Raw genomic sequence first — 20,376 nt, forward strand, 5'->3', positions numbered from 1 at the left:
GTTCCATGTCCGATTTGCTCGACCGTTACCCGCTGACTCCGGGCACCTATCACGAACTGCTGGATGACAGCGGCGCAGTGCGTGCCCATTGGCAGCGCCTGCTCGACCACCTGCAACGCAGCACGCCAGCCCAACTGGCCCAGCGCCAGGCATTGCTGACCCGGCAGATCCAGGAAAACGGCGTAACCTATAACGTCTACGCCGATCCCAAGGGCGCCGATCGCCCATGGGAACTGGACCTGTTGCCCCACGTGCTGGCCGCTGACGAGTGGCAGCACCTGTCGGCCGGCATTGCCCAGCGGGCGCGCCTGCTCAATGCCGTGCTCGCCGACCTCTATGGGCCGCAGCGCCTGATCAAGGAAGGCCTGCTGCCCGCCGAGCTGGTATTCGGTCACAACAACTTCCTGTGGCCGTGCCAGGGTATCCAGCCACCGGACGGAGCTTTCCTGCACCTGTACGCCGTGGACCTGGCCCGCACGCCGGATGGACGCTGGTGGGTGACGGCCGACCGAACCCAGGCCCCGTCGGGCGCCGGCTATGCCCTGGAAAACCGCACCATCGTGTCCCGCGCCTTCCCGGACCTCTACCGTGACCTGCAGGTGCAACACCTCACCGGTTTCTTCCGCACGCTCCAGGAAACCCTGGCCCGCCAGGCGCCCGGCGATGACCAGCCACCGTTGATCGTGCTGCTGACGCCGGGGCGCTTCAACGAAAGCTATTTCGAACATTTGTACCTCGCGCGTCAGCTCGGCTACCCCCTGGTGGAAGGCGGCGACCTCACCGTGCGCGACAGCACCGTGTTTCTCAAGACCCTCAGTGGCTTGCGCCGCGTTCACGCAATCATGCGGCGCCTGGACGACGACTTCTGCGACCCCCTGGAGCTGCGCACCGATTCGGCGCTCGGCGTCCCGGGCCTGCTGGATGCCGTGCGCCAGGGCAATGTGCTGGTGGCCAATGCCCTGGGCAGCGGTGTGCTGGAGTCCCCGGGCCTGCTTGGCTTTCTGCCGAAGATCAATGAGTTTTTATTTGGCGAAGCACTGATCCTGCCGTCCATCGCCACCTGGTGGTGCGGCGAGGCGCCGGTGCTGGCCGAGGCGTTGGAGAAGCTGCCGCAGTTGTTGATCAAGCCGGCGTTCCCTTCGCAGAGTTTCGCCCCGGTGTTCGGTCGCGACCTGAACGCCGAACAACGCCAGGCCCTGGCCGACCGCATGCGTGCCAGGCCCTACGCCTATGTTGCCCAGGAGCTGGCGCAGCTGTCCCAGGCGCCGGTGTGGCACACCGTGGACGACCACTTGCAACACCGCGCCATCGGCATGCGCGTGTACGCCGTGGCCAGTGACGACGGCTACCGTGTGCTGCCCGGCGGCCTGACCCGCGTAGCCGCCGAAGCCGATGCCGAAGTGGTGTCGATGCAACGCGGCGGAGCGAGCAAGGACACCTGGGTACTCGGCGAACGTGCGCCCGGTGGCGAGCAGTGGCGCGCCCAGCGCGTGATTGGCGCGCACGACCTGGTGCGCCGCGATCCGTATCTGCCGTCGCGAGTGGTGGAGAACCTGTTCTGGTTTGGCCGTTATTGCGAGCGTTGCGATGACAGTGCGCGCTGGCTGCGTATTGTGCTGGCGCGCTATGTCGACGGCGACGACCCGCTGGCCTTGCAGGCGGCGGTCGAACTGGGCGAAAGCCTGCGGCTGTTGCCGGAAGAGGGCGAGTTGCCCGAACGCTTGCTGGCCGCCTTGCTCGGCGATGACTGGCCCTCGAGCCTGCGCGCCAATTTGCAGCGTTTGCAGTGGGCGGCGTCCCAGGTGCGCGGCAAATTGTCCCGGGAAAACTGGCAGGCGCTGGTGGAGCTGCAACGCGAAGCCATGGAATTGGAGCGTGAAACCCCGGACTTCGGCGAGTTGCTGGACTTCCTCAACCGTCTGGTGATGTCCCTGGCGGCGCTGTCCGGGTTTGCCCTGGACGATATGACCCGCGACGAGGGCTGGCGCTTCTTGATGATGGGCCGGCGCATCGAGCGCCTGCAGTTCCTGAGCGGCAGCCTTGCCGCGTTCCTGCGCGGGGTGGCGGTCTTCGATCAGGCCGGGCTGGAATGGTTGCTGGAACTGGGCAACAGCAGCATCACCTACCGTTCGCGGTACCTGGCGGTGCCGCAACTGATTCCGGTGCTCGACCTGTTGTTGCTCGACGAGCAGAACCCCCATGCGGTGCTGTTCCAGCTCAAACTGGTGAGCCGCACCTTGCGTCGCTTGAACGATGATTTCGGCGTGCCACGGGAAACCGGCCTGGGAGCATTGGTGGAGCAGTTGGCGCGCTTCGACCTCGGTTGCCTGGAGAACCCGCTGTTCGGCGAATCCGGCGTGCGCGCCGCCCTGGATGGCCTGGCCGACCTGCTGCAAGCGGTCGCCGATGAAAGCGGGCAAGTGTCAGACCGCCTGGCCCTGCGCCACTTTGCCCATGTGGATGATGTCAGCCAGCAAACGGTGTCGGTGTGATGAGTGCGCGCTATCAGATTTTCCATGACACCCATTATCACTACGACAGCCCGGTGTCCCTGGCCCAGCAGCTGGCGCATTTATGGCCGCGGCCCTGTGCGTGGCAACGGTGCACCTGGCAGACCCTGGATATCAGCCCGCAGCCCTCGTCACGCCGCGATGAGCTGGACGTGTTCGGCAACCCGATCACCCGCCTGGCGTTCGAACGGCCCCATGACGAATTGCTGATCAATGCCGGCCTGACCGTGGAAGTGCTGGCGCGGCCGCCGTTGGATTTGTGCCAGTCGCCGGCGTGGGACCGCACCCGTGACAGCTTTACCTACAGCAGTCAGCCGCTGTCGCCGCAGATCATCGAAGCCTGCCGTTATCGCTTCGAATCGCCTTACGTGCATTTGAAAAGAACCTTCGTCGAGTTCTCCGAAAGCTGCTTCCCGGCCGGCGCACCCCTGTTGATAGGCGTGCAGGCGCTGATGCAGAAGATCTTCAGCGAATTCACCTTCGATGCCGAAGCCACTCAGGTCGCCACGCCGCTGGTGGAAGTGCTGGAGCGTCGTCGCGGTGTATGCCAGGACTTCGCCCACCTGATGCTCGCCTGCCTGCGCTCGCGGGGCCTGGCGGCGCGCTATATCAGCGGCTATCTGCTCACCCAGCCGCCGCCCGGCCAGCCACGGCTGATCGGCGCCGATGCGTCTCATGCCTGGGTGTCGGTGTTTTGTCCGGTGTCGGGTTGGGTGGATTTCGATCCGACGAATAACGTGCGGCCGGCACTGGAGCACATCACCCTGGCCTGGGGCCGGGACTTTTCCGATGTGTCGCCGTTGCGCGGGGTGATATTGGGGGGAGGGAACCATGACCCGGAGGTGCGGGTGACGGTGATGCCGCTGGAATAATCGTGCTTCAGGTGCGCCGGGACGCGGAGTGTCCCAGGCTGCATTCCCACGCAGAGCGTGGGAACGATCAATTATTCAGCCGGATCTTTTGGTGTTTCAGTGTCGTCGCCGGTTGCTTCAGCGTCGACGTCCGGGTTCAGTGCGCCCGCTTCTTCATCAGCAGCGGCTTTCTTGCGTTGCAGCTTTTCCTCTTTCTTCTGTTCCTTGGCCAAGTCTCTCTGACGTTTGGCGAAGGAGTAATTAGGTTTGGCCATGGGCGATCCTCTAGGGTCGAAGGTGAGGGTGGGCGGCGCGCGGCTGCCTTGGGTCGCTATGGTAGCAGCTTCGCAGCGCGCTTGGCCTTCACTTACCGTTGGCGTAAGCGGCAAACAGGCCGTTGAACAGTTGATTGAGGGGCATGGCGCGGGCTCCAGTGGGGGATGGGCCGATCATATCCGGTTGCCGTGGAGGCGGATGTTAGATTGTGTTGATCAGCCTGATAGCCTAAAGTTGTATACAATCTGTTGATGCAGATCATAAGAACTTAAGCCTGCTTGAGGCACCCTTTGTCGCAATACGCGTTTTCCAACCCTGCCCTGGAGATTCACATGTTCGCCAAACTCGTTGCTGTTTCCCTGCTGACTCTGGCTAGCGGCCAGTTGCTTGCTGCAGAGTGCAAGGTCACTGTCGACTCCACCGACCAGATGTCGTTCAACACCAAAGAAATCACCATCGACAAGAGCTGCAAGCAGTTCACCGTCGAGCTGACGCACTCGGGCAACCTGCCGAAAAATGTCATGGGGCATAACTGGGTGTTGACCAGCGCCGCCAACATGCAGCCGGTTGCCAGCGACGGCATGGCCGCCGGTGTTGACAAAAACTACCTCAAGGAAGGCGACGACCGCATCATCGCCCACACCAAGCTCATTGGTGCCGGCGAGAAAGATTCGGTGACGTTCGACGTGTCGAAGCTGACGGCGGGCACGGACTACATGTTCTTTTGCTCGTTCCCAGGCCATATTTCGATGATGAAAGGCACTGTGACCGTCAAGTAAGACCGCGTTATCGTTCATCGGGGGCAAGCCCCCTCCCACACTTGATTTGTGAACACAGTCAATGTGGGAGGGGGCTTGCCCCCGATGGCATTCTGGCAATCAATGCAAAACTACCTGCCTCACCTCAAGGCGCAAACGGCATCACCCGCTTGTGCTCCGTCTTGCGGTACGTCTCGCAGATAATCCTGAACGCCTCTTCACGCACGGGCTCACCGTGCAGGAACGCGTCGATTTCGGCATAGGTCACGCCATGTGACGCTTCGTCCGGCTTGCCCGGCGACAGGTCCTCCAGGTCGGCGGTCGGGACTTTCTCCACCAACGACTCCGGCGCGCCGAAATGCCGCGCAATCGCACGCACCTGGTTTTTCACCAGCCCGCTCAGCGGCGCCAGGTCGCAGGCGCCATCCCCGAACTTGGTGAAAAAGCCCATCACCGCTTCCGCCGCATGGTCGGTACCGATCACCAGCCCACCGGCCGCGCCTGCGATGGTGTACTGCGCGACCATGCGCATGCGCGCCTTGGTGTTGCCCAGCACGAAATCGCGGGAGGCCGCCGGTTTGTCATCGAACGCCGCGACTTCCTTGGCCAGGGCTTTGACCGCCGGGCCGATGTTGACGGTGTGGCGCTCGTCCGGTTCGATGAAGTCCACCGAAGCCTGGGCATCGAGTTCGTCGAACTGGGTTTCGTAGGGCAGGCGCACGGCGATGAAACGATAGGCCGCTTCGCCGCTGCTGGCGCGCAGTTCCTGCACGGCACGTTGGGCCAACAGGCCTGCGGTCAGGGAATCGACACCCCCACTGATGCCCAGTACCAGCGACTTGAGCCCGGAATTGCGCAGGCAGTCCTGGATAAAGGCCACGCGCCTGGCGACTTCTGCCTCAAGGGCGGCCTGGTCTTTGAACGGCGCTTGCACCTTGAGCTGCTGCGCAATCTCACGCTGTACGGCTTGCATGCTTCACTCCTTGCTGGATAGGGCAGGTACTTTGAAAACGTGACGCAAATAGGCGACAAAATTCGGGTCGGTGCAGTGGGTCTTGCCCGCTTCATCGGAAATCTTGGCGACGGGCTGGCCATTGCACGCGGTCATTTTAAGCACGATGCTCATCGGTTCCACCCCTGGAATGTCGCAGGTCAGGTTGGTGCCGATGCCAAAGCTCACATTGATGCGACCACGCAGGGCGCGGAAAATCTCCAGGGCCTTGGGCAACGTCAGGCTGTCGGAGAACACCAGGGTCTTGCTCATCGGCTCGATACCCAGCTTATGGTAGTGGGCGATGGCTTTTTCCGCCCACTGCACCGGGTCGCCGGAGTCGTGGCGCAGGCCGTCGAACAGCTTGGCGAAGTACAAGTCGAAGTCGCCCAGGAACGCATCGGTGGTGATGCAGTCGGTCAGGGCGATGCCCAGCAGGCCACGGTATTCGCGGACCCAGCAGTCAAGGGCGGCGATCTGGCTGTCGATCAGGCGCGGGCCGAGTTGCTGGTGGGCCATGATCCATTCATGGGCCATGGTGCCCAACGGTTTCATGTCGAATTCGCGGGCCAGGTGCACGTTGCTGGTGCCGACAAAGCGGCCGGGGAAGTCGTGCTTGAGTACGCTGACCACTTCTTCCTGCACCCGGTACGAAAAGCGTCGACGCGTGCCGAAGTCGGCCACTTGCAGCTCCGACAGTTCATCGCTGGCGGCATTCGCCGTCAGCCAGTCGAACTTGCGGTACAGCTGCTCGCGGGCCTGTTCCAGGATCACGGTCTGGTAGCGGTAGCGGTTACGCACTTCGCTGACAATGGCCAGCATCGGCACCTCAAACAGGATCACATGCAGCCACGGCCCGCGCAGGCGGATAAACAGCTCGCCGTTCTCGATGCCGGTCTGCACGTAGCGCAGGTTGAAGCGGAACAGCCCGAGGAAGCGCAAAAAGTCCGGCTTCATGAAGCTGATACGTTCCAGAAAGCCCAATTGGTCCGGGCTCAGGCTTAACTCGGCGAGACGCTCGATCTGGTAGCGGATCTCCGCCAGGTACGGGCGCAGGTCTTCGCTGTTGCGGCAACGAAACTCCCATTCAACTTCCACGTTCGGGTAGTTGTGCAGCACCGCCTGCATCATGGTCAGCTTGTAGAAGTCGGTGTCGAGCAGGTTCTGCACGATGCGATCGGCAAACACACTCTCGCTCATAACGGGAATCTCCAGACGGGTCGACGCTGGGCGCCGGCCTTTACGCACAATTGAGGAAGGGGGCTAGTGGCGCATAGACCTGTGGGGTATTGCCAGTGATTTTTTTGGGTGTGGCTACTGGCCTCATCGGGGGCAAGCCCCCTCCCACAGGTTGAAATGCGCTGCACATGTGGGAGGGGGCTTGCCCCCGATGGCTATATTCCAGGCACTAAATAACCTGCTCCAGCATCCACTTCACAAACTCCCTCACTTTAGGCACCTCCGCCGCATGCTCCGGATAAGCCAGGTAATACGCATCCTGGCTCGGCATCCCATGCTGCCAGGGAATCACCAACTTACCCTCGGCCAATTCCTCTTCCACCAGAAACCGCGGCAGCAGCGCCACGCCGCAGCCGACCTGCGCGGCGCGAATGCACATATAAAAGGTGTCGAAGCGCGGCCCGTGATAACTGTGTTCGGTGTGCAAACCCTGGCTGGCGAACCAGTCATGCCAGCCCTGGGGTCGCGAGGCGTTTTGCAGCAGCACCAGTTCGCTCAGTTGGGTCGGGTCGGTGAACGGCTCTGCCGGCAGGCTCTCGGGCGAACACACAGGTACAAGCTCTTCGCTGAACAACTTCACGCTCTCGGTGCCGGGGCGTGAACCCTGGCCGAAATAGAACGCCATGTCGGCCTTGCCCTGCAGCAGTTCATCCGGTTCCTGTTCGTTGCACAGGTCCAGATGGATGTTTGGGTGACGCAGGCGCCAGCCCTTGAGGCGCGGCACCAGCCAGCGCGCGCCGAAGGTGTAGGGCGTGGACACGCGCAGCACTTCGGTTTCGCCGCCGTAGGAGCGCAGGTAGTGGGTGGACATCTCCACCAGGGAGAGGATCTTGCGCACTTCCACCAGGTACAGGTCGCCCGCCGGCGTCATCTGCAAGCGGCGCCGCACGCGGCGAAACAGCAGGTGCTGCAGCAACTCCTCCAACTGCGCCACCTGTTTGCTCACCGCGCTTTGCGTGAGGTTCAGTTCCTCGGCGGCGCGGGTAAAGCTCAGGTGGCGCGTGGCGGCTTCGAAACACTGCAGGGCGGTGATCGAGGGCAAATGTCTTTTGTTCAGCACGGCATGCCTCTTTTTATTCTTCGCATGAATAAACGGAATGATATCTCGCCTAATCGTCGTTTGTTGGCAAGTCTTGGGCCAGCTACAAATGAGGCCTGGATCGCCGTGTCTGCGGCGGCGCAATTTTGTGTTTGCAGATTTGAAGGAGTACCCCATGGTTGCTGCATTGCTTGACCGTCTAGGCGTAAACCCGGCGTTGTACCAGGCGGGTACACAGCCTGTGCATTCGCCGATCGATGGCAGCCGCATCGGCGCCGTGAACTGGGAAGGGGCCGCCGAGGTGGAGCAGCAGGTCAGTCGCGCCGAGCATGCATTCGACGCCTGGCGCAAAGTACCGGCCCCGCGTCGCGGCGAGCTGGTGCGCCAGTTCGGCGACGTGTTGCGCGAGTACAAGGCCGACCTGGGCGAGCTGGTCTCCTGGGAAGCCGGCAAGATCACCCAGGAAGGCCTGGGGGAAGTCCAGGAAATGATCGACATCTGCGACTTCGCCGTCGGTTTGTCGCGCCAGTTGTACGGCTTGACCATCGCCTCCGAGCGTCCCGGTCACCATATGCGTGAAACCTGGCACCCGCTGGGTGTGGTCGGCGTGATCAGCGCGTTCAACTTCCCGGTCGCGGTGTGGGCGTGGAACACCACCCTGGCGCTGGTGTGCGGCAATGCGGTGATCTGGAAACCGTCGGAAAAGACCCCGCTCACCGCGCTGGCCTGCCAGGCCTTGTTCGAGCGTGTGTTGAAAAATTTCAAGGATGCGCCGCAGTACCTCAGCCAAGTGATCATCGGCGGCCGCGATGCCGGCGCCGCGTTGGTGGATGACCCGCGTGTGGCGCTGATCAGCGCCACCGGCAGCACCCGCATGGGCCGTGAAGTGGCGCCCAAAGTCGCCGCGCGCTTTGCCCGCAGCATCCTTGAGCTGGGCGGCAACAATGCGATGATTCTCGGCCCGAGCGCCGACCTGGACATGGCCGTGCGTGCGATCCTGTTCAGCGCCGTCGGCACCGCCGGCCAGCGTTGCACCACCCTGCGTCGGCTGATCGCCCATGAATCGGTCAAGGCGGAAATCGTCACCCGTCTCAAGGCTGCCTACGCCAAGGTGCGCATCGGCCACCCGCTGGAAGGCAACCTGATCGGCCCGCTGATCGACAAGCACGGCTTCGACAACATGCAGGACGCCCTGGAGCAGGCCTTGAGCGAGGGCGGCAAGGTGTTCGGCGGCAAGCGTCAACTGCAAGACCAGTTCCCCAACGCTTACTACGTGGCGCCGGCGATTGTGGAAATGCCCGAGCAGAGCGACGTGGTGTGCACCGAAACCTTCGCGCCGATTCTGTATGTGATCGGCTACAGCGACTTTGCCGAAGCGCTGCGCCTGAACAACGCGGTGCCACAAGGCTTGTCGTCGTGCATCTTCACCACCGATGTGCGCGACGCCGAGCAGTTCATGTCGGCGGTGGGCAGTGACTGCGGGATTGCCAACGTCAATATCGGCCCGAGCGGCGCGGAGATCGGCGGCGCGTTTGGCGGTGAGAAAGAGACCGGCGGCGGGCGTGAGTCGGGCTCGGATGCGTGGCGCGGGTATATGCGCCGGCAGACCAATACCGTGAACTACTCGCTGGAGTTGCCGTTGGCGCAGGGCATTACGTTCGACTGAGTCCATGTGGGAGGGGGCTTGCCCTCGATTGCGGTGGGTCAGTTGCACATTTGTTGACTGATACACCGCATCGGGGGCAAGCCCCCTCCCACATTTGATTGGGTTCACAACTGAAAATAGCTGTTTGTTAGGTCCTCTACGGAGTCTGGCAATGCCTTTACGCGATACATGCTTGTGGGAACACCTCACCCCCAACCGGCCGGATCGTGCCGCGCTCAAGGGGGAGGTCAAGGTGGATGTGTGCGTGATCGGCGCCGGCATCACCGGTTTGTCGGCTGCCATTCATTTGCTCGAACAGGGTAAAAGTGTTGCGGTGCTGGAGGCCCATCGCACCGGTCACGGCGGTTCGGGGCGCAATGTCGGGCTGGTCAACGCCGGTATGTGGATCCCGCCGGACGAGATCGAAGCCGGTTTCGGCACAGCCGTAGGCAGCCAACTCAACCGCATGCTGGGCGCGGCGCCGGCGCTGGTGTTCGGCCTGATCGACAAGTACAACATCGATTGCCAGTTGCGCCGCGAGGGCACCCTGCACATGGCGCATAACGCCCGTGGCGAGGCGGATCTGCGCAGTCGTGAAGAACAATGGAAGCGCCGTGGCGCACCGGTCGAGTTGCTCACCGGGCAGGCCTGCGAGCAGGCCACCGGCACCACGAAAATCGCCGCCGCCTTGCTGGACCGACGCGCCGGCACCTTGAATCCCATGGCCTACACCAGCGGTCTGGCGAATGCGGCCGTCGGGTTGGGCGGGCAGTTGTTCGATCATTCCCCCGTCACCCGGCTTGAGCGCCAGGGTGCAGTCTGGTCTGTGCAGACCGTCCAGGGCGCGGTGCAGGCCGCCCAGGTGGTGATCGCCTCCAATGCCTATACCGAAGGTGAATGGACCGAACTGCGGCGTAATTTCTTCCCCGGTTACTACTATCAGGTGGCGTCGGCGCCGCTCACCGATGACGCCGCCGGGCGCATCCTGCCTGGCGGCCAGGGTTCATGGGACACGCGCCAGGTGCTGAGCAGCATTCGCCGCGACGCCGATGGTCGTTTGTTGCTCGGCAGCCTGGGCAACGGTAACCAGAAGCCGACCTGGTTCCTCAAGGCGTGGGCCGATCGGGTGCAGCAGCATTACTTCCCCTATCTCAAATCGGTGCAGTGGGAATACACCTGGACCGGCTGCATCGCGTTTACCCCCGATCACTTGATGCGTTTGTTCGAGCCGGCGCCCGGGCTGGTGGCGGTCACCGGCTACAACGGGCGCGGCGTGACCACCGGCAGCGTGGTCGGCAAGGCGTTTGCCGACTATTTGTGTCACCACAATCCCCAGTCGCTGCCGATTCCCTTTGCACCGATGCAACCCCTGGCGGGCGCGGGCCTGCGCAGTTGCCTCTATGAGGCGGGGTTCTCGCTGTACCACGCGGGGCAATGCCTGCGGATCGTGGTCTGACCCGCGTAACAGCGCTCGTTAGCCGGTATTTTCTTAGCCGGCTACCCATCTGTATTGGTGCAAGTCGTAGCAATCACGCACTGTAAATGTGCAGTTCCGTTACGCACGGGGTTACAGCGCCTGGAGCTGTCGTTTATCCCTTCGGTTGCAGGTGCCACCGTTCAAGGTTGCACTTTTTTGGCCTGTAGGTTGCACCTGTCGAGGCTAGACGGTTGCACGTCCTGGCGGGGGGACGCGAAACGCGTGCAATAACAATGACACCGTGTCTTTTTGAAGAATAAAAAAGTAATGGCACGCGGCTTGCTCTGAGCTTTCAGTGAAAGGTTTGAATGCAAGTTGTCGTGCCAAAAATCAAAAATATCGGAGCACCACTCATGTCCCAGACGTTTTACAAGAAAGGTTTTCTGGCCCTCGCCGTTGCAGCGGCGCTGGGTGTTTCTACGTTTGTTCAAGCTGATGTGAAAATTGGTGTGGCAGGCCCGATGACGGGCGCCAACGCCGCTTTCGGTGAGCAGTACATGAAGGGTGCCCAGGCGGCAGCCGATGTTATCAACAAGGCCGGTGGCATTAACGGCGAGCAGATCAAGCTGGTGGCCGGCGATGACGCCTGCGAGCCAAAACAGGCAGTCGCAGTGGCTAACCGCCTGGCGGACCAGGACAAAGTGATCGGCGTGGTCGGGCACTTCTGCTCGTCCAACACCATCCCGGCGTCTGAGGTCTACGACGAAGCGGGCATTATCGCGATCACGCCCGGCTCCACCAACCCACAGGTCACCGAGCGCGGCCTGGGCGCCATGTTCCGCATGTGCGGGCGTGACGACCAGCAGGGCATCGTCGCCGGTGACTACATTGTCGATGTGCTCAAGGGCAAAAAAGTCGCGGTAATCAACGACAAGGACACTTACGGCAAAGGCCTGGCTGACGCCACCGCTGCCCAACTGACCAAGCGCGGCGTCAAGCCGGTGCTGGAAGAAGGCCTGACCCGTGGCGAGAAAGACTTCAGCGCCCTGGTCACCAAGATCCGCTCCATTGACGCCGATGTCGTGTACTTCGGTGGCCTGCATCCCGAAGCCGGTCCTTTGGTTCGCCAGATTCGCGAGGCAGGCCTCAAGGCCGCGTTTATGTCCGATGACGGCGTAGTGACCGATGAACTGGCAAAAACCGCCGGTGGCAACCAGTACGTGGATGGCGTCTACATGACCTTCGGTGCTGACCCGCGTCTGTTGCCAGAGAGCAAGGCAGTGGTGGATGCCTTCCGTAAAAGCGGGTACGAGCCGGAAGGCTACACCCTGTATGCCTACGCCTCGATCCAGGCCCTGGCCGCCGGCTTCAACGGCGCCAAGTCCAACAAGGGCGAGGACGCTGCCAAGTGGCTCAAGGCCAACCCGGTTAAAACCGTCATGGGCGAAAAAACCTGGGATGCCAAGGGCGACCTGAAAATCTCCGACTACGTGGTTTACCAGTGGGATAAAGACGGCAAATACCACCAGCTGGAAAAACAGAAGTAACCCAACCGACTGCATGACCTCCCTGTAGGAGCGAGCTTGCTCGCGAAGAACGTCAACGATAACGCTGGTTTCCTGGATGCACACGGCGTTCTCTGGTTTTTCGCGAGCAAGCTCGCTCCTACAAGGGAGGGCGCGTGCCTAGCCTCTGTTTTCCTCCAGAAGCGCCGCACACCCCTCGGTGTGCAGGTGCTCACCGCGTGAGATTGCGTTATGGATGGTATTTTCCTGCAGCAACTGGTCAACGGCCTGACCCTCGGGTCGGTCTATGGCCTGATCGCCATCGGCTACACAATGGTCTATGGCATCATTGGCATGATCAACTTCGCCCACGGCGAGGTTTATATGATTTCCGCTTACCTCGCGGCGATCAGTCTGGCACTGCTGGCTTACTTCGGCATCGAATCCTTCCCGCTGCTCATTCTCGGCACCCTGATCTTCACCGTGGTCGTTACCGGCGTATACGGTTGGGTCATCGAACGTGTCGCCTACAAACCGCTGCGCAACTCCACCCGACTGGCACCGCTGATCAGCGCCATCGGCATCTCCCTGATCCTGCAGAACTACGCGCAGATCGCCCAGGGTGCCAAGCAACAAGGCATTCCCACCCTGCTCGCCGGCGCCTGGCGCGTCGATATCGGCACCGGCTTCGTGCAACTGACCTACACCAAAGTGTTCATCCTCGTGGCGGCTTTCGCCGGCATGGCGTTGCTCACCTACATCATCAAATACACCAAGCTCGGCCGCATGTGCCGGGCCACCCAGCAAGACCGCAAGATGGCCTCGATCCTGGGCATCAATACCGACCGCGTGATCTCCTACGTGTTTGTCATCGGCGCCGCCATGGCTGCCCTGGCCGGCGTGCTGATCACCCTCAATTACGGCACCTTCGACTTCTATGCCGGCTTCATCATCGGCATCAAGGCGTTTACCGCAGCGGTGCTCGGCGGCATCGGCTCCCTGCCTGGGGCGATGCTGGGCGGGATCATCCTCGGTATTTCCGAGTCGTTGTTCGCGGGGTTGATCAACTCTGACTACAAAGACGTGTTCAGTTTCTCCCTGCTGGTGGTGATTCTGATTTTCCGTCCCCAGGGCCTGCTTGGTCGCCCACTTGTGGCGAAGGTGTAAACATGTCTGCTGCCAAATCCATTGATATCAAGAAAAGCGTGGTCGATACGGTCCTCGCCGGGCTGATTTCGCTGATCGTGTTCGGCCCGATCGTAGGCGTGGTGCTCGACGGCTACAGCTTCAACCTGGAACCTGCGCGCGTTGCCACGTTGGTCGCCATTGTGATGGCCGGGCGTTTTGCCTTGAGCCTGTTCCTGCAGACCCCCAAGGGCGTGAAGATCCTGCAGGGTTTCGAAAGCAGCGGCTCCGGCGTGCACGTGTTGCCGCCGGACTACAAATCGCGGCTGCGCTGGATCATTCCAGCCCTGATCGTGATCGCCATCGTGTTCCCGATTTTCGCCAACAAGTACCTGCTCACCGTGGTGATCCTCGGGTTGATCTACGTGTTGCTCGGCCTGGGGCTGAACATCGTGGTGGGCCTGGCCGGTCTGCTCGACCTGGGTTACGTGGCGTTCTACGCCATCGGTGCCTACGGCCTGGCGCTGGGTTATCAATACCTCGGCCTGGGCTTCTGGAGCGTGCTGCCACTGGCGGCGATCGCGGCGGCTTTGGCGGGGTGCATACTCGGATTCCCGGTGCTGCGAATGCACGGGGACTACCTCGCCATCGTGACCCTGGGTTTTGGTGAAATCATCCGCCTGGTGCTGAACAACTGGCTGTCGTTTACCGGCGGGCCAAACGGGATGCCGGTGCCTTCGCCGACGTTCCTGGGCCTCGAGTTCGGCAAGCGTGCCAAAGATGGCGGGATTCCGTTCCACGAGTTCTTCGGTCTCGATTACAACCCCAACATCAAGTTCATGTTCATCTACATCGTGCTGTTCCTGGTGGTGCTGGCGGTTTTGTACATCAAGCATCGCCTGACCCGTATGCCGGTAGGTCGCGCCTGGGAAGCCTTGCGCGAAGATGAAATCGCCTGCCGGTCCATGGGCCTGAATCACGTGCTGGTCAAACTCTCGGCATTCACCATCGGCGCTTCCACCGCCGGGTTGGCCGGGGTGTTCTTTGCCAGCTACCAGGGGTTCGTCAACCCGTCGTCGTTTACCTTCTTCGAATCGGCGTTGATTCTGGCCATTGTGGTGCTGGGCGGCATGGGCTCGACTGTGGGTGTGGTGATCGCAGCGTTCGTGCTGACCGTTGCACCGGAACTGCTGCGCAGCTTTTCCGAATACCGCGTGCTGTTGTTTGGCGTGTTGATGGTGGTGATGATGATCTGGAGACCGCGTGGCTTGATTCGGATCAGCCGTACCGGTGTGACGCCACGTAAAGGGGTAGCGCCATGAGCAAGGAAGTCGTGCTCTCCGTCGAACACCTGATGATGCACTTCGGTGGCATCAAGGCCCTGAGTGATGTCAGCCTCAAGGTCGAACGCAACTCGATCTTCGCCCTGATCGGCCCCAACGGCGCCGGCAAGACCACGGTGTTCAACTGCCTCACCGGTTTCTACAAGGCCAGTGGCGGCAAGATCGAACTCAACGTGCGCGGCAAGCAGACCAACGTCATCCAGTTGCTGGGCGAGCGCTTCAAGGCCAGCGATTTCGTGTCGCCGAAAAGCTTCCTCAGCCGCGTGTACTACAAAATGTTCGGCGGCACCCACCTGGTGAACCGCGCCGGCCTGGCGCGGACCTTCCAGAACATTCGCCTGTTCAAGGAAATGTCGGTGCTGGAAAACCTGCTGGTGGCCCAGCACATGTGGGTCAACCGCAACATGCTCGCGGGCATCCTCAACACCAAGGGCTACCGCAAGGCTGAAAGCGATGCGCTCGACCACGCCTTTTACTGGCTGGAAGTGGTCGACCTGGTGGACTGCGCCAACCGTCTTGCTGGCGAGCTTTCCTACGGCCAGCAGCGCCGCCTGGAAATCGCCCGTGCCATGTGCACGCGACCGCAGATCATCTGCCTGGACGAACCGGCAGCGGGCCTCAACCCCCAGGAAACCGAAGCCCTCAGTGCGATGATTCGCCTGCTGCGCGACGAACACGACCTCACGGTGGTGCTGATCGAACACGACATGGGCATGGTGATGAGTATTTCCGACCACATCGTGGTGCTGGACCACGGCAACGTGATCGCCGAAGGCGGGCCGGACGCGATCCGCAACGACCCGAAAGTGATTGCCGCCTACCTGGGCGCGGACGAAGAGGAGCTGGTATGAGCGGGCCTATCCTCGAAATGAAGGACCTGGACGTGTTCTACGGCCCGATCCAGGCCCTGAAAAAAGTCTCGCTGCACATCAACGAAGGCGAAACCGTCAGCCTGATCGGCTCCAACGGCGCGGGCAAATCCACGCTGCTGATGTCGATCTTCGGCCAGCCTCGGGCCGAGTCGGGGCAGATTCTCTATAACGGCGTGGACATCACCCACAAGTCGTCCCACTACATTGCCTCCAACGGCATCGCGCAGTCGCCGGAAGGGCGGCGGGTATTCCCTGACATGACCGTCGAGGAAAACCTGCTGATGGGCACCATTCCCATTGGCGACAAGTTCGCCGGTGAGGACATGCAGCGCATGTTCGAGCTGTTCCCACGGCTCAAGGAGCGGCGCAACCAGCGGGCGATGACCATGTCCGGCGGCGAGCAGCAAATGCTCGCCATCGCCCGCGCGCTGATGAGCCGGCCCAAGCTGTTACTGCTCGATGAGCCGAGTCTGGGCCTGGCGCCGATTGTGGTGAAGCAGATCTTTTCCACCCTGCGCGAGCTGGCCTCCACCGGGATGACTATCTTCCTGGTGGAGCAGAATGCCAACCACGCCCTGCGCCTCTCGGACCGGGCGTATGTGATGGTCAACGGTGAGATTCGCCTGACGGGGACCGGCAAGGAATTGCTGGTGAACGAGGAAGTGCGCAACGCCTACCTCGGCGGTCACTGACCCCCCACCTGATCGTTCCCACGCTCCGCGTGGGAACGCCTCTTGTGACGCTCCGCGTCACGCTTTGGGACGCAGAGCGCCCCCGGCTGCATTCCCACGCGGAGCGTGGGAACGATCAGCGCGCAGAGCTTCCACCAAATTGTGGAAAACAATTCCAGCCCTCCTCCAAAGCGCGACATATAGCCGCCGCAAATCCCTGTTTTGTCACAGTTTTGACTTGTCCCCATCCACTGTGGAACCGGCTGTGGGTAACGTGGGAGTACCTGGCTGCAAGCCTTTGAATACGTGGCCTGCAGGCTTGTGGTTGTTTTTTGATCAGGGGCTTTTTCACGACCGTCCGAGGGTTTTGTCAACCTGTTTAAAGACACAGGTATATGACCGAAACAGGTCAGTTCAGCCTGTGGATAAGTCTGTGATTAAACTCTGGAAAGACCGCCGCAGAGGCCGGAATGACTGGCCTGTAGCCATCGTTCGTATCCCATCGAGTGAAATTGCCTGCATATGCCCTGCGTCCTGGTCAAGCAAAAAACTTTCCGCAAACACCTGCAAGCCTTGTATACCGTGGCCCGAGGCGATGTGCACTTGCCCCCAAAGACTGTGGGCGCAGTTGTGGATAACCTGCGCGTACATGGCTGCAGGCCTCGATTCATATAGCGCTGCCAGGTGTGGTTAAAAAATGATCAAGCCAGCATGTAGGCGTGCGTATAGCGGTTGCCGCAACGGCGGCGTAAGGGCATTCTGCTGGCAACTTTTTTCGTTGCCCGCAAGGAGAACACCATGTCCGACACGCTGTTTATTACTGGCGCCACTTCAGGTTTCGGTGAAGCCTGCGCCCGCCGTTTTGCCGAGGCCGGCTGGAAACTGGTGCTCACCGGCCGGCGTGCCGAGCGCTTGAACGCGCTGGTCGAAGAGCTCTCCCGTCAGACCGAAGTGCATGGCTTGGTGGTGGACGTGCGTGATCGCCAAGGCATGGAAGAGGCCATCGCCAACCTGCCGCCATCGTTCGCCACGCTGCGCGGGCTGATCAACAACGCCGGCCTGGCCGTGGGCACCGACCCTGCGCCCAAGTGCAACCTCGACGATTGGGAAACCATGGTCGACACCAATATCAAGGGCCTGTTGACCACCACCCACCTGCTGCTGCCGCGCCTGATCGCCCATGGCCGTGGCGCCGGGATCATCAACCTGGGTTCCATCGCCGGCAGCTACCCCTACCCGGGCAGCCACGTGTATGGCGGCTCCAAGGCGTTCGTAAAGCAATTCTCGCTGAACCTGCGCTGTGACCTGCAAGGCACTGGCGTGCGTGTGACCAACATCGAGCCGGGCTTGTGCGAGAGCGAGTTTTCCCTGGTGCGTTTCGGTGGGGATCAGGCGCGCTATGACGCGACCTATGCCGGCGCCGAGCCGATCCAGCCGCAGGATATTGCCGACACAATCTTCTGGGTGCTCAACACCCCGGCGCACGTGAATATCAACCGGTTGGAGTTGATGCCGGTGAGCCAGACCTGGGCTGGGTTTGCGATTGAGCGTGGGGCCAAGGGCTAAGCACCTGCGCGATACACTGTAGGAGCGAGCTTGCTCGCGAAAAACGTTAACGATGACGCGGGCATCCTGAATTCACGCGGCGCGCTCGGGGTTTTCGCGAGCAAGCTCGCTCCTACAGTAAATGGCGGCGAATCGGCCAAAAACAGGCCATAAGGTACACTCCACCCCTGAAAACCCCACCGCACCCTGCGGTCTAAAGGTTTTGACGGGAGGAAATGTGAGTAACCGAGGTGAGCAGGCACTGCTCAAACAATCGACCATCCTGATGTTCGCCGTCGCGATCGCCGGGATTGTCACGGGTGTGATATCCGGCGCCCAATCCATTCTGTTCGACGGCTTTTTCTCGCTGATCGCCACCGCCATCAAGGTGTTGATGTTGATCACGGCCAAGCTGATCGCCAAGAAAAGCAACGAGCGTTTCCAGTTCGGCTACTGGCACCTGGAGCCGATGGTGCTGTTGATCGAAGGCAGCTTCCTGCTGCTGATCGCCATCTATGCGTTTCTCAACGGTGTGTTCGGCATCATCAATGGCGGTCGCGACATCGAGTTGGGGCTGGTGATCGTGTATGCGGCGGTGTTTACCGTGGTGGAATTCGCCTACTTCTTCTATGTGCGTTACCGCAATCGCACGCTCAAGTCATCGCTGATCCAGTTCGACAACATCAGTTGGCTGGTGGACGCGATGCTGTCGGTGGGCTTGCTGATCAGCTTTCTGGCGGCACTGTTGCTCAAATCCCAGGGGTATGGCGAGTGGGCGGTATACGTCGACCCGCTGATCCTGATTCTGCTGGCCCTGAGCATGCTGGCGCCGGCGTTCAAGATCCTGCGCCCGGCCTTGCGTGAGGTGCTGGGGATTGCTCCGGATCACTTGGACGACACCGTGCGCGAAGTGATGGACGCGGCGCAGGCCAGGCATGGCTTCGACGACTACGTGTCCTACGTGCAGAAGCACGGGCGGGCACGATTCATTGAAATTCATGTGGTGTTGCCGGCCGATTACCCGATGTATAAGGTCGCGACCCTCGACGGATTGCGCGAAGAGATATCCACAGCGCTGGGAACGCCGGATGCGGCGCGCTGGTTGACGATCAGTTTTACTGGGGATCGCAAGTGGATTGCGTGAGGTCAGTTAGACCGAGGTGAGGCTATCGGGGGCAAGCCCCCTCCCACATTTGACTGTATTCACAAATCAAAGGTGGGAGGGGCGGTGCGACGATTCGACTTGCCCCCGATAAGGCCCTGAAGATTAGCCCAAATACTGGATCAGACCCTGATAGCAAGTCGCCAAATGATAAGGCGTGGTAGACGGCATATCCCGCCGGCTCACCCTGCCCTCGGCATCCAGGCATTCATGCCAGCCCTTCTCATGCAGGAAATGCTCTTGCAGCGCCAGCAATTGACGCTGCAGCACCGCCTCGCTGCCGGGGCGCAAGGTCAATGCCCGCAGGTACTCGGCCTGGGCCCAGATACGCTGGGTGCCGTCGCGCACCGTGCCATCCACTGAAAGCATGCCACTGACCGCACCGCTCAACTTATCCACACCGGTGTGTTCGGCATAGGCGAACGCCCGTGTCAGCGACGCATGCAGCGGTGTGCCGCGCAGTACGGCCGAGGACTCGAGCAAAAAGAACCATTCGAACTGGTGCCCCGGTTCAAACCAGTTATCCACAGCACCCAGCGGTTTTTCCAGCATCACGCCATGTTCGCGGTCGATGAAGCGTTGCTGCATGGCCGTCGCCAATGCCAGCAGGGCCGCTTGTACCTCGGCGTCCTCACGCACCGCGAGGGTGGCGAGGAAGCCTTCGGCCAGGTGCATCAACGGGTTTTGCAATGGGCCGGACTTGAGCGAGGCCCAGTTGCGGTCCAGCACCGCTTCGTACAGGCCGTCACCGGTGGCGAAGCGTTGGGCGACCACTTCCAGCGCGGCATTGAGCACCGACTCCACCAAGGGTTCACGTACCTTGGCCCAGTATTGGGCGCAGGCAAAGATGATAAAGGCGTGGGTGTAGAGGTCTTTGCGTTTATCCAGTGGCTGCCCGGCCGGGTCCATGCTGTAGAACCAGCCGCCGTGTTCGGCGTCGTGGAAATGCTGTTGCAGGGAACGGAACAACTGCGCCGCACGCGCTTGCGCGAAGTCCGTGCCGGGCTCGCCGATCAGGCTGGCAAACAGGTACAACTGGCGGGCGCACGCCATGGCGCGGTAGCGTTGCGGGGGCAGTGGCTGATGATCGGCGTCCAGCGCCTCAAACGGTAGTGCCAGGTCGGCATTCCAGCCCGGGCCCTGCCACAGCGGCACGATCAGGTCATGGAAGTGCGTGAGCACGGAATTCAAAGTGGGTGGAGAAGCGATGGGCATTGGCTGGCGTCGTCACGGCAGGGGTGTGGCGCGCATGTTATCAGGCTTGGGAACTGTGGTGTCTGTGGCGCCGCTATCGGGGGCAAGCCCCCTCCCACCTTTGATTTGTGAATACCGACAAATGTGGGAGGGGGCTTGCCCCCGATGGCGGCCTCTGGGCCGACCAGGATGTTGGATTGGGTTGAGTACATATCCGTTTCTGCGGTAACGGC

At 61.4% G+C, this 20,376-nt stretch carries 17 protein-coding genes; 12 read left to right on the forward strand and 5 right to left on the reverse strand.

The annotated features are described in order from the left end of the window. Window positions 1–5: 5 nt before the first annotated feature. Window positions 6–2,492 carry a circularly permuted type 2 ATP-grasp protein gene (locus BFP93_RS19910; RefSeq protein WP_065894521.1) on the forward strand — a complete coding sequence of 829 codons (2,487 nt, stop codon included), beginning with the start codon at window positions 6–8 and terminating at the stop codon, window positions 2,490–2,492. Further along, the gene (locus tag BFP93_RS19915) at window positions 2,492–3,382 is read left to right on the forward strand and encodes a transglutaminase family protein (RefSeq protein WP_065894523.1); all 891 of its coding nucleotides are present in this window, start codon (window positions 2,492–2,494) and stop codon (window positions 3,380–3,382) included. The genes BFP93_RS19910 and BFP93_RS19915 overlap by 1 nt, the downstream gene beginning before the upstream one ends. A 71-nt stretch (window positions 3,383–3,453) precedes the next feature. Here the strand turns inward: BFP93_RS19915 and BFP93_RS19920 are convergent, their stop codons facing one another. Further along, window positions 3,454–3,636 carry a hypothetical protein gene (locus tag BFP93_RS19920; protein WP_065883342.1) on the reverse strand — a complete coding sequence of 61 codons (183 nt, stop codon included), beginning with the start codon at window positions 3,634–3,636 and terminating at the stop codon, window positions 3,454–3,456. Window positions 3,637–3,969: 333 nt separating this feature from the next. Here BFP93_RS19920 and azu point away from each other — a divergent pair, with 333 nt between their 5' ends. Then, on the forward strand, window positions 3,970–4,416 hold the full coding sequence (gene azu, locus BFP93_RS19925; RefSeq protein WP_065883471.1) for an azurin: 447 nt from the start codon (window positions 3,970–3,972) through the stop codon (window positions 4,414–4,416). 124 nt (window positions 4,417–4,540) lie between these two features. On the opposite strand, the gene nadE is transcribed toward azu, so the two are convergent. The 3 genes from nadE to BFP93_RS19940 all read right to left on the reverse strand — a co-directional run bounded on the left by nadE (window position 4,541) and on the right by BFP93_RS19940 (window position 7,685). Beyond that, window positions 4,541–5,368 (reverse strand): ammonia-dependent NAD(+) synthetase, encoded by an 828-nt coding sequence (nadE, locus tag BFP93_RS19930; RefSeq protein ID WP_065894525.1) that lies wholly within the window; start codon window positions 5,366–5,368, stop codon window positions 4,541–4,543. Window positions 5,369–5,371: 3 nt separating this feature from the next. Next, window positions 5,372–6,586 (reverse strand): nicotinate phosphoribosyltransferase, encoded by a 1,215-nt coding sequence (gene pncB, locus BFP93_RS19935; protein ID WP_065883346.1) that lies wholly within the window; start codon window positions 6,584–6,586, stop codon window positions 5,372–5,374. 208 nt (window positions 6,587–6,794) lie between these two features. Further along, window positions 6,795–7,685, reverse strand: a complete 891-nt coding sequence (locus tag BFP93_RS19940; RefSeq protein WP_065894527.1) for a LysR family transcriptional regulator — start codon at window positions 7,683–7,685, stop codon at window positions 6,795–6,797. 154 nt (window positions 7,686–7,839) lie between these two features. Here BFP93_RS19940 and BFP93_RS19945 point away from each other — a divergent pair, with 154 nt between their 5' ends. From BFP93_RS19945 to BFP93_RS19990, 9 genes are all read left to right on the forward strand, one after another. Further along, window positions 7,840–9,330, forward strand: coding sequence for an L-piperidine-6-carboxylate dehydrogenase (locus tag BFP93_RS19945; RefSeq protein WP_065894530.1), 1,491 nt, complete (start codon window positions 7,840–7,842; stop codon window positions 9,328–9,330). A 151-nt stretch (window positions 9,331–9,481) separates the two neighbouring features. Beyond that, window positions 9,482–10,765 carry an L-pipecolate oxidase gene (locus BFP93_RS19950; RefSeq protein ID WP_065894531.1) on the forward strand — a complete coding sequence of 428 codons (1,284 nt, stop codon included), beginning with the start codon at window positions 9,482–9,484 and terminating at the stop codon, window positions 10,763–10,765. Window positions 10,766–11,139: 374 nt separating this feature from the next. Further along, window positions 11,140–12,273 carry a branched-chain amino acid ABC transporter substrate-binding protein gene (locus BFP93_RS19955; protein WP_065894532.1) on the forward strand — a complete coding sequence of 378 codons (1,134 nt, stop codon included), beginning with the start codon at window positions 11,140–11,142 and terminating at the stop codon, window positions 12,271–12,273. Window positions 12,274–12,483: 210 nt separating this feature from the next. Continuing rightward, entirely contained in the window at window positions 12,484–13,398 is a 915-nt protein-coding gene (locus tag BFP93_RS19960) for an ABC transporter permease subunit (RefSeq protein WP_034125666.1), read from the forward strand. Window positions 13,399–13,400: 2 nt separating this feature from the next. Continuing rightward, window positions 13,401–14,678, forward strand: a complete 1,278-nt coding sequence (gene livM, locus BFP93_RS19965; protein WP_065883355.1) for a high-affinity branched-chain amino acid ABC transporter permease LivM — start codon at window positions 13,401–13,403, stop codon at window positions 14,676–14,678. After that, the gene (locus BFP93_RS19970; RefSeq protein WP_057724219.1) at window positions 14,675–15,550 is read left to right on the forward strand and encodes an ABC transporter ATP-binding protein; all 876 of its coding nucleotides are present in this window, start codon (window positions 14,675–14,677) and stop codon (window positions 15,548–15,550) included. Before livM ends, BFP93_RS19970 begins: the two co-directional genes overlap by 4 nt. After that, window positions 15,547–16,263, forward strand: coding sequence for an ABC transporter ATP-binding protein (locus BFP93_RS19975; protein ID WP_057724218.1), 717 nt, complete (start codon window positions 15,547–15,549; stop codon window positions 16,261–16,263). The genes BFP93_RS19970 and BFP93_RS19975 overlap by 4 nt, the downstream gene beginning before the upstream one ends. A gap of 777 nt (window positions 16,264–17,040) precedes the next feature. Beyond that, the gene (locus tag BFP93_RS19985; protein ID WP_065894534.1) at window positions 17,041–17,808 is read left to right on the forward strand and encodes an SDR family oxidoreductase; all 768 of its coding nucleotides are present in this window, start codon (window positions 17,041–17,043) and stop codon (window positions 17,806–17,808) included. A 217-nt stretch (window positions 17,809–18,025) separates the two neighbouring features. Further along, on the forward strand, window positions 18,026–18,931 hold the full coding sequence (locus tag BFP93_RS19990) for a cation diffusion facilitator family transporter (RefSeq protein WP_065894535.1): 906 nt from the start codon (window positions 18,026–18,028) through the stop codon (window positions 18,929–18,931). A 123-nt stretch (window positions 18,932–19,054) separates the two neighbouring features. On the opposite strand, the gene BFP93_RS19995 is transcribed toward BFP93_RS19990, so the two are convergent. After that, window positions 19,055–20,164 carry an AGE family epimerase/isomerase gene (locus BFP93_RS19995; RefSeq protein ID WP_065894536.1) on the reverse strand — a complete coding sequence of 370 codons (1,110 nt, stop codon included), beginning with the start codon at window positions 20,162–20,164 and terminating at the stop codon, window positions 19,055–19,057. Between the last annotated feature and the right edge of the window lie 212 nt (window positions 20,165–20,376).

The sequence above is a fragment of the Pseudomonas sp. 44 R 15 genome, assembly GCF_900004965.1.
Taxonomy (GTDB): domain Bacteria; phylum Pseudomonadota; class Gammaproteobacteria; order Pseudomonadales; family Pseudomonadaceae; genus Aquipseudomonas; species Aquipseudomonas orientalis_A.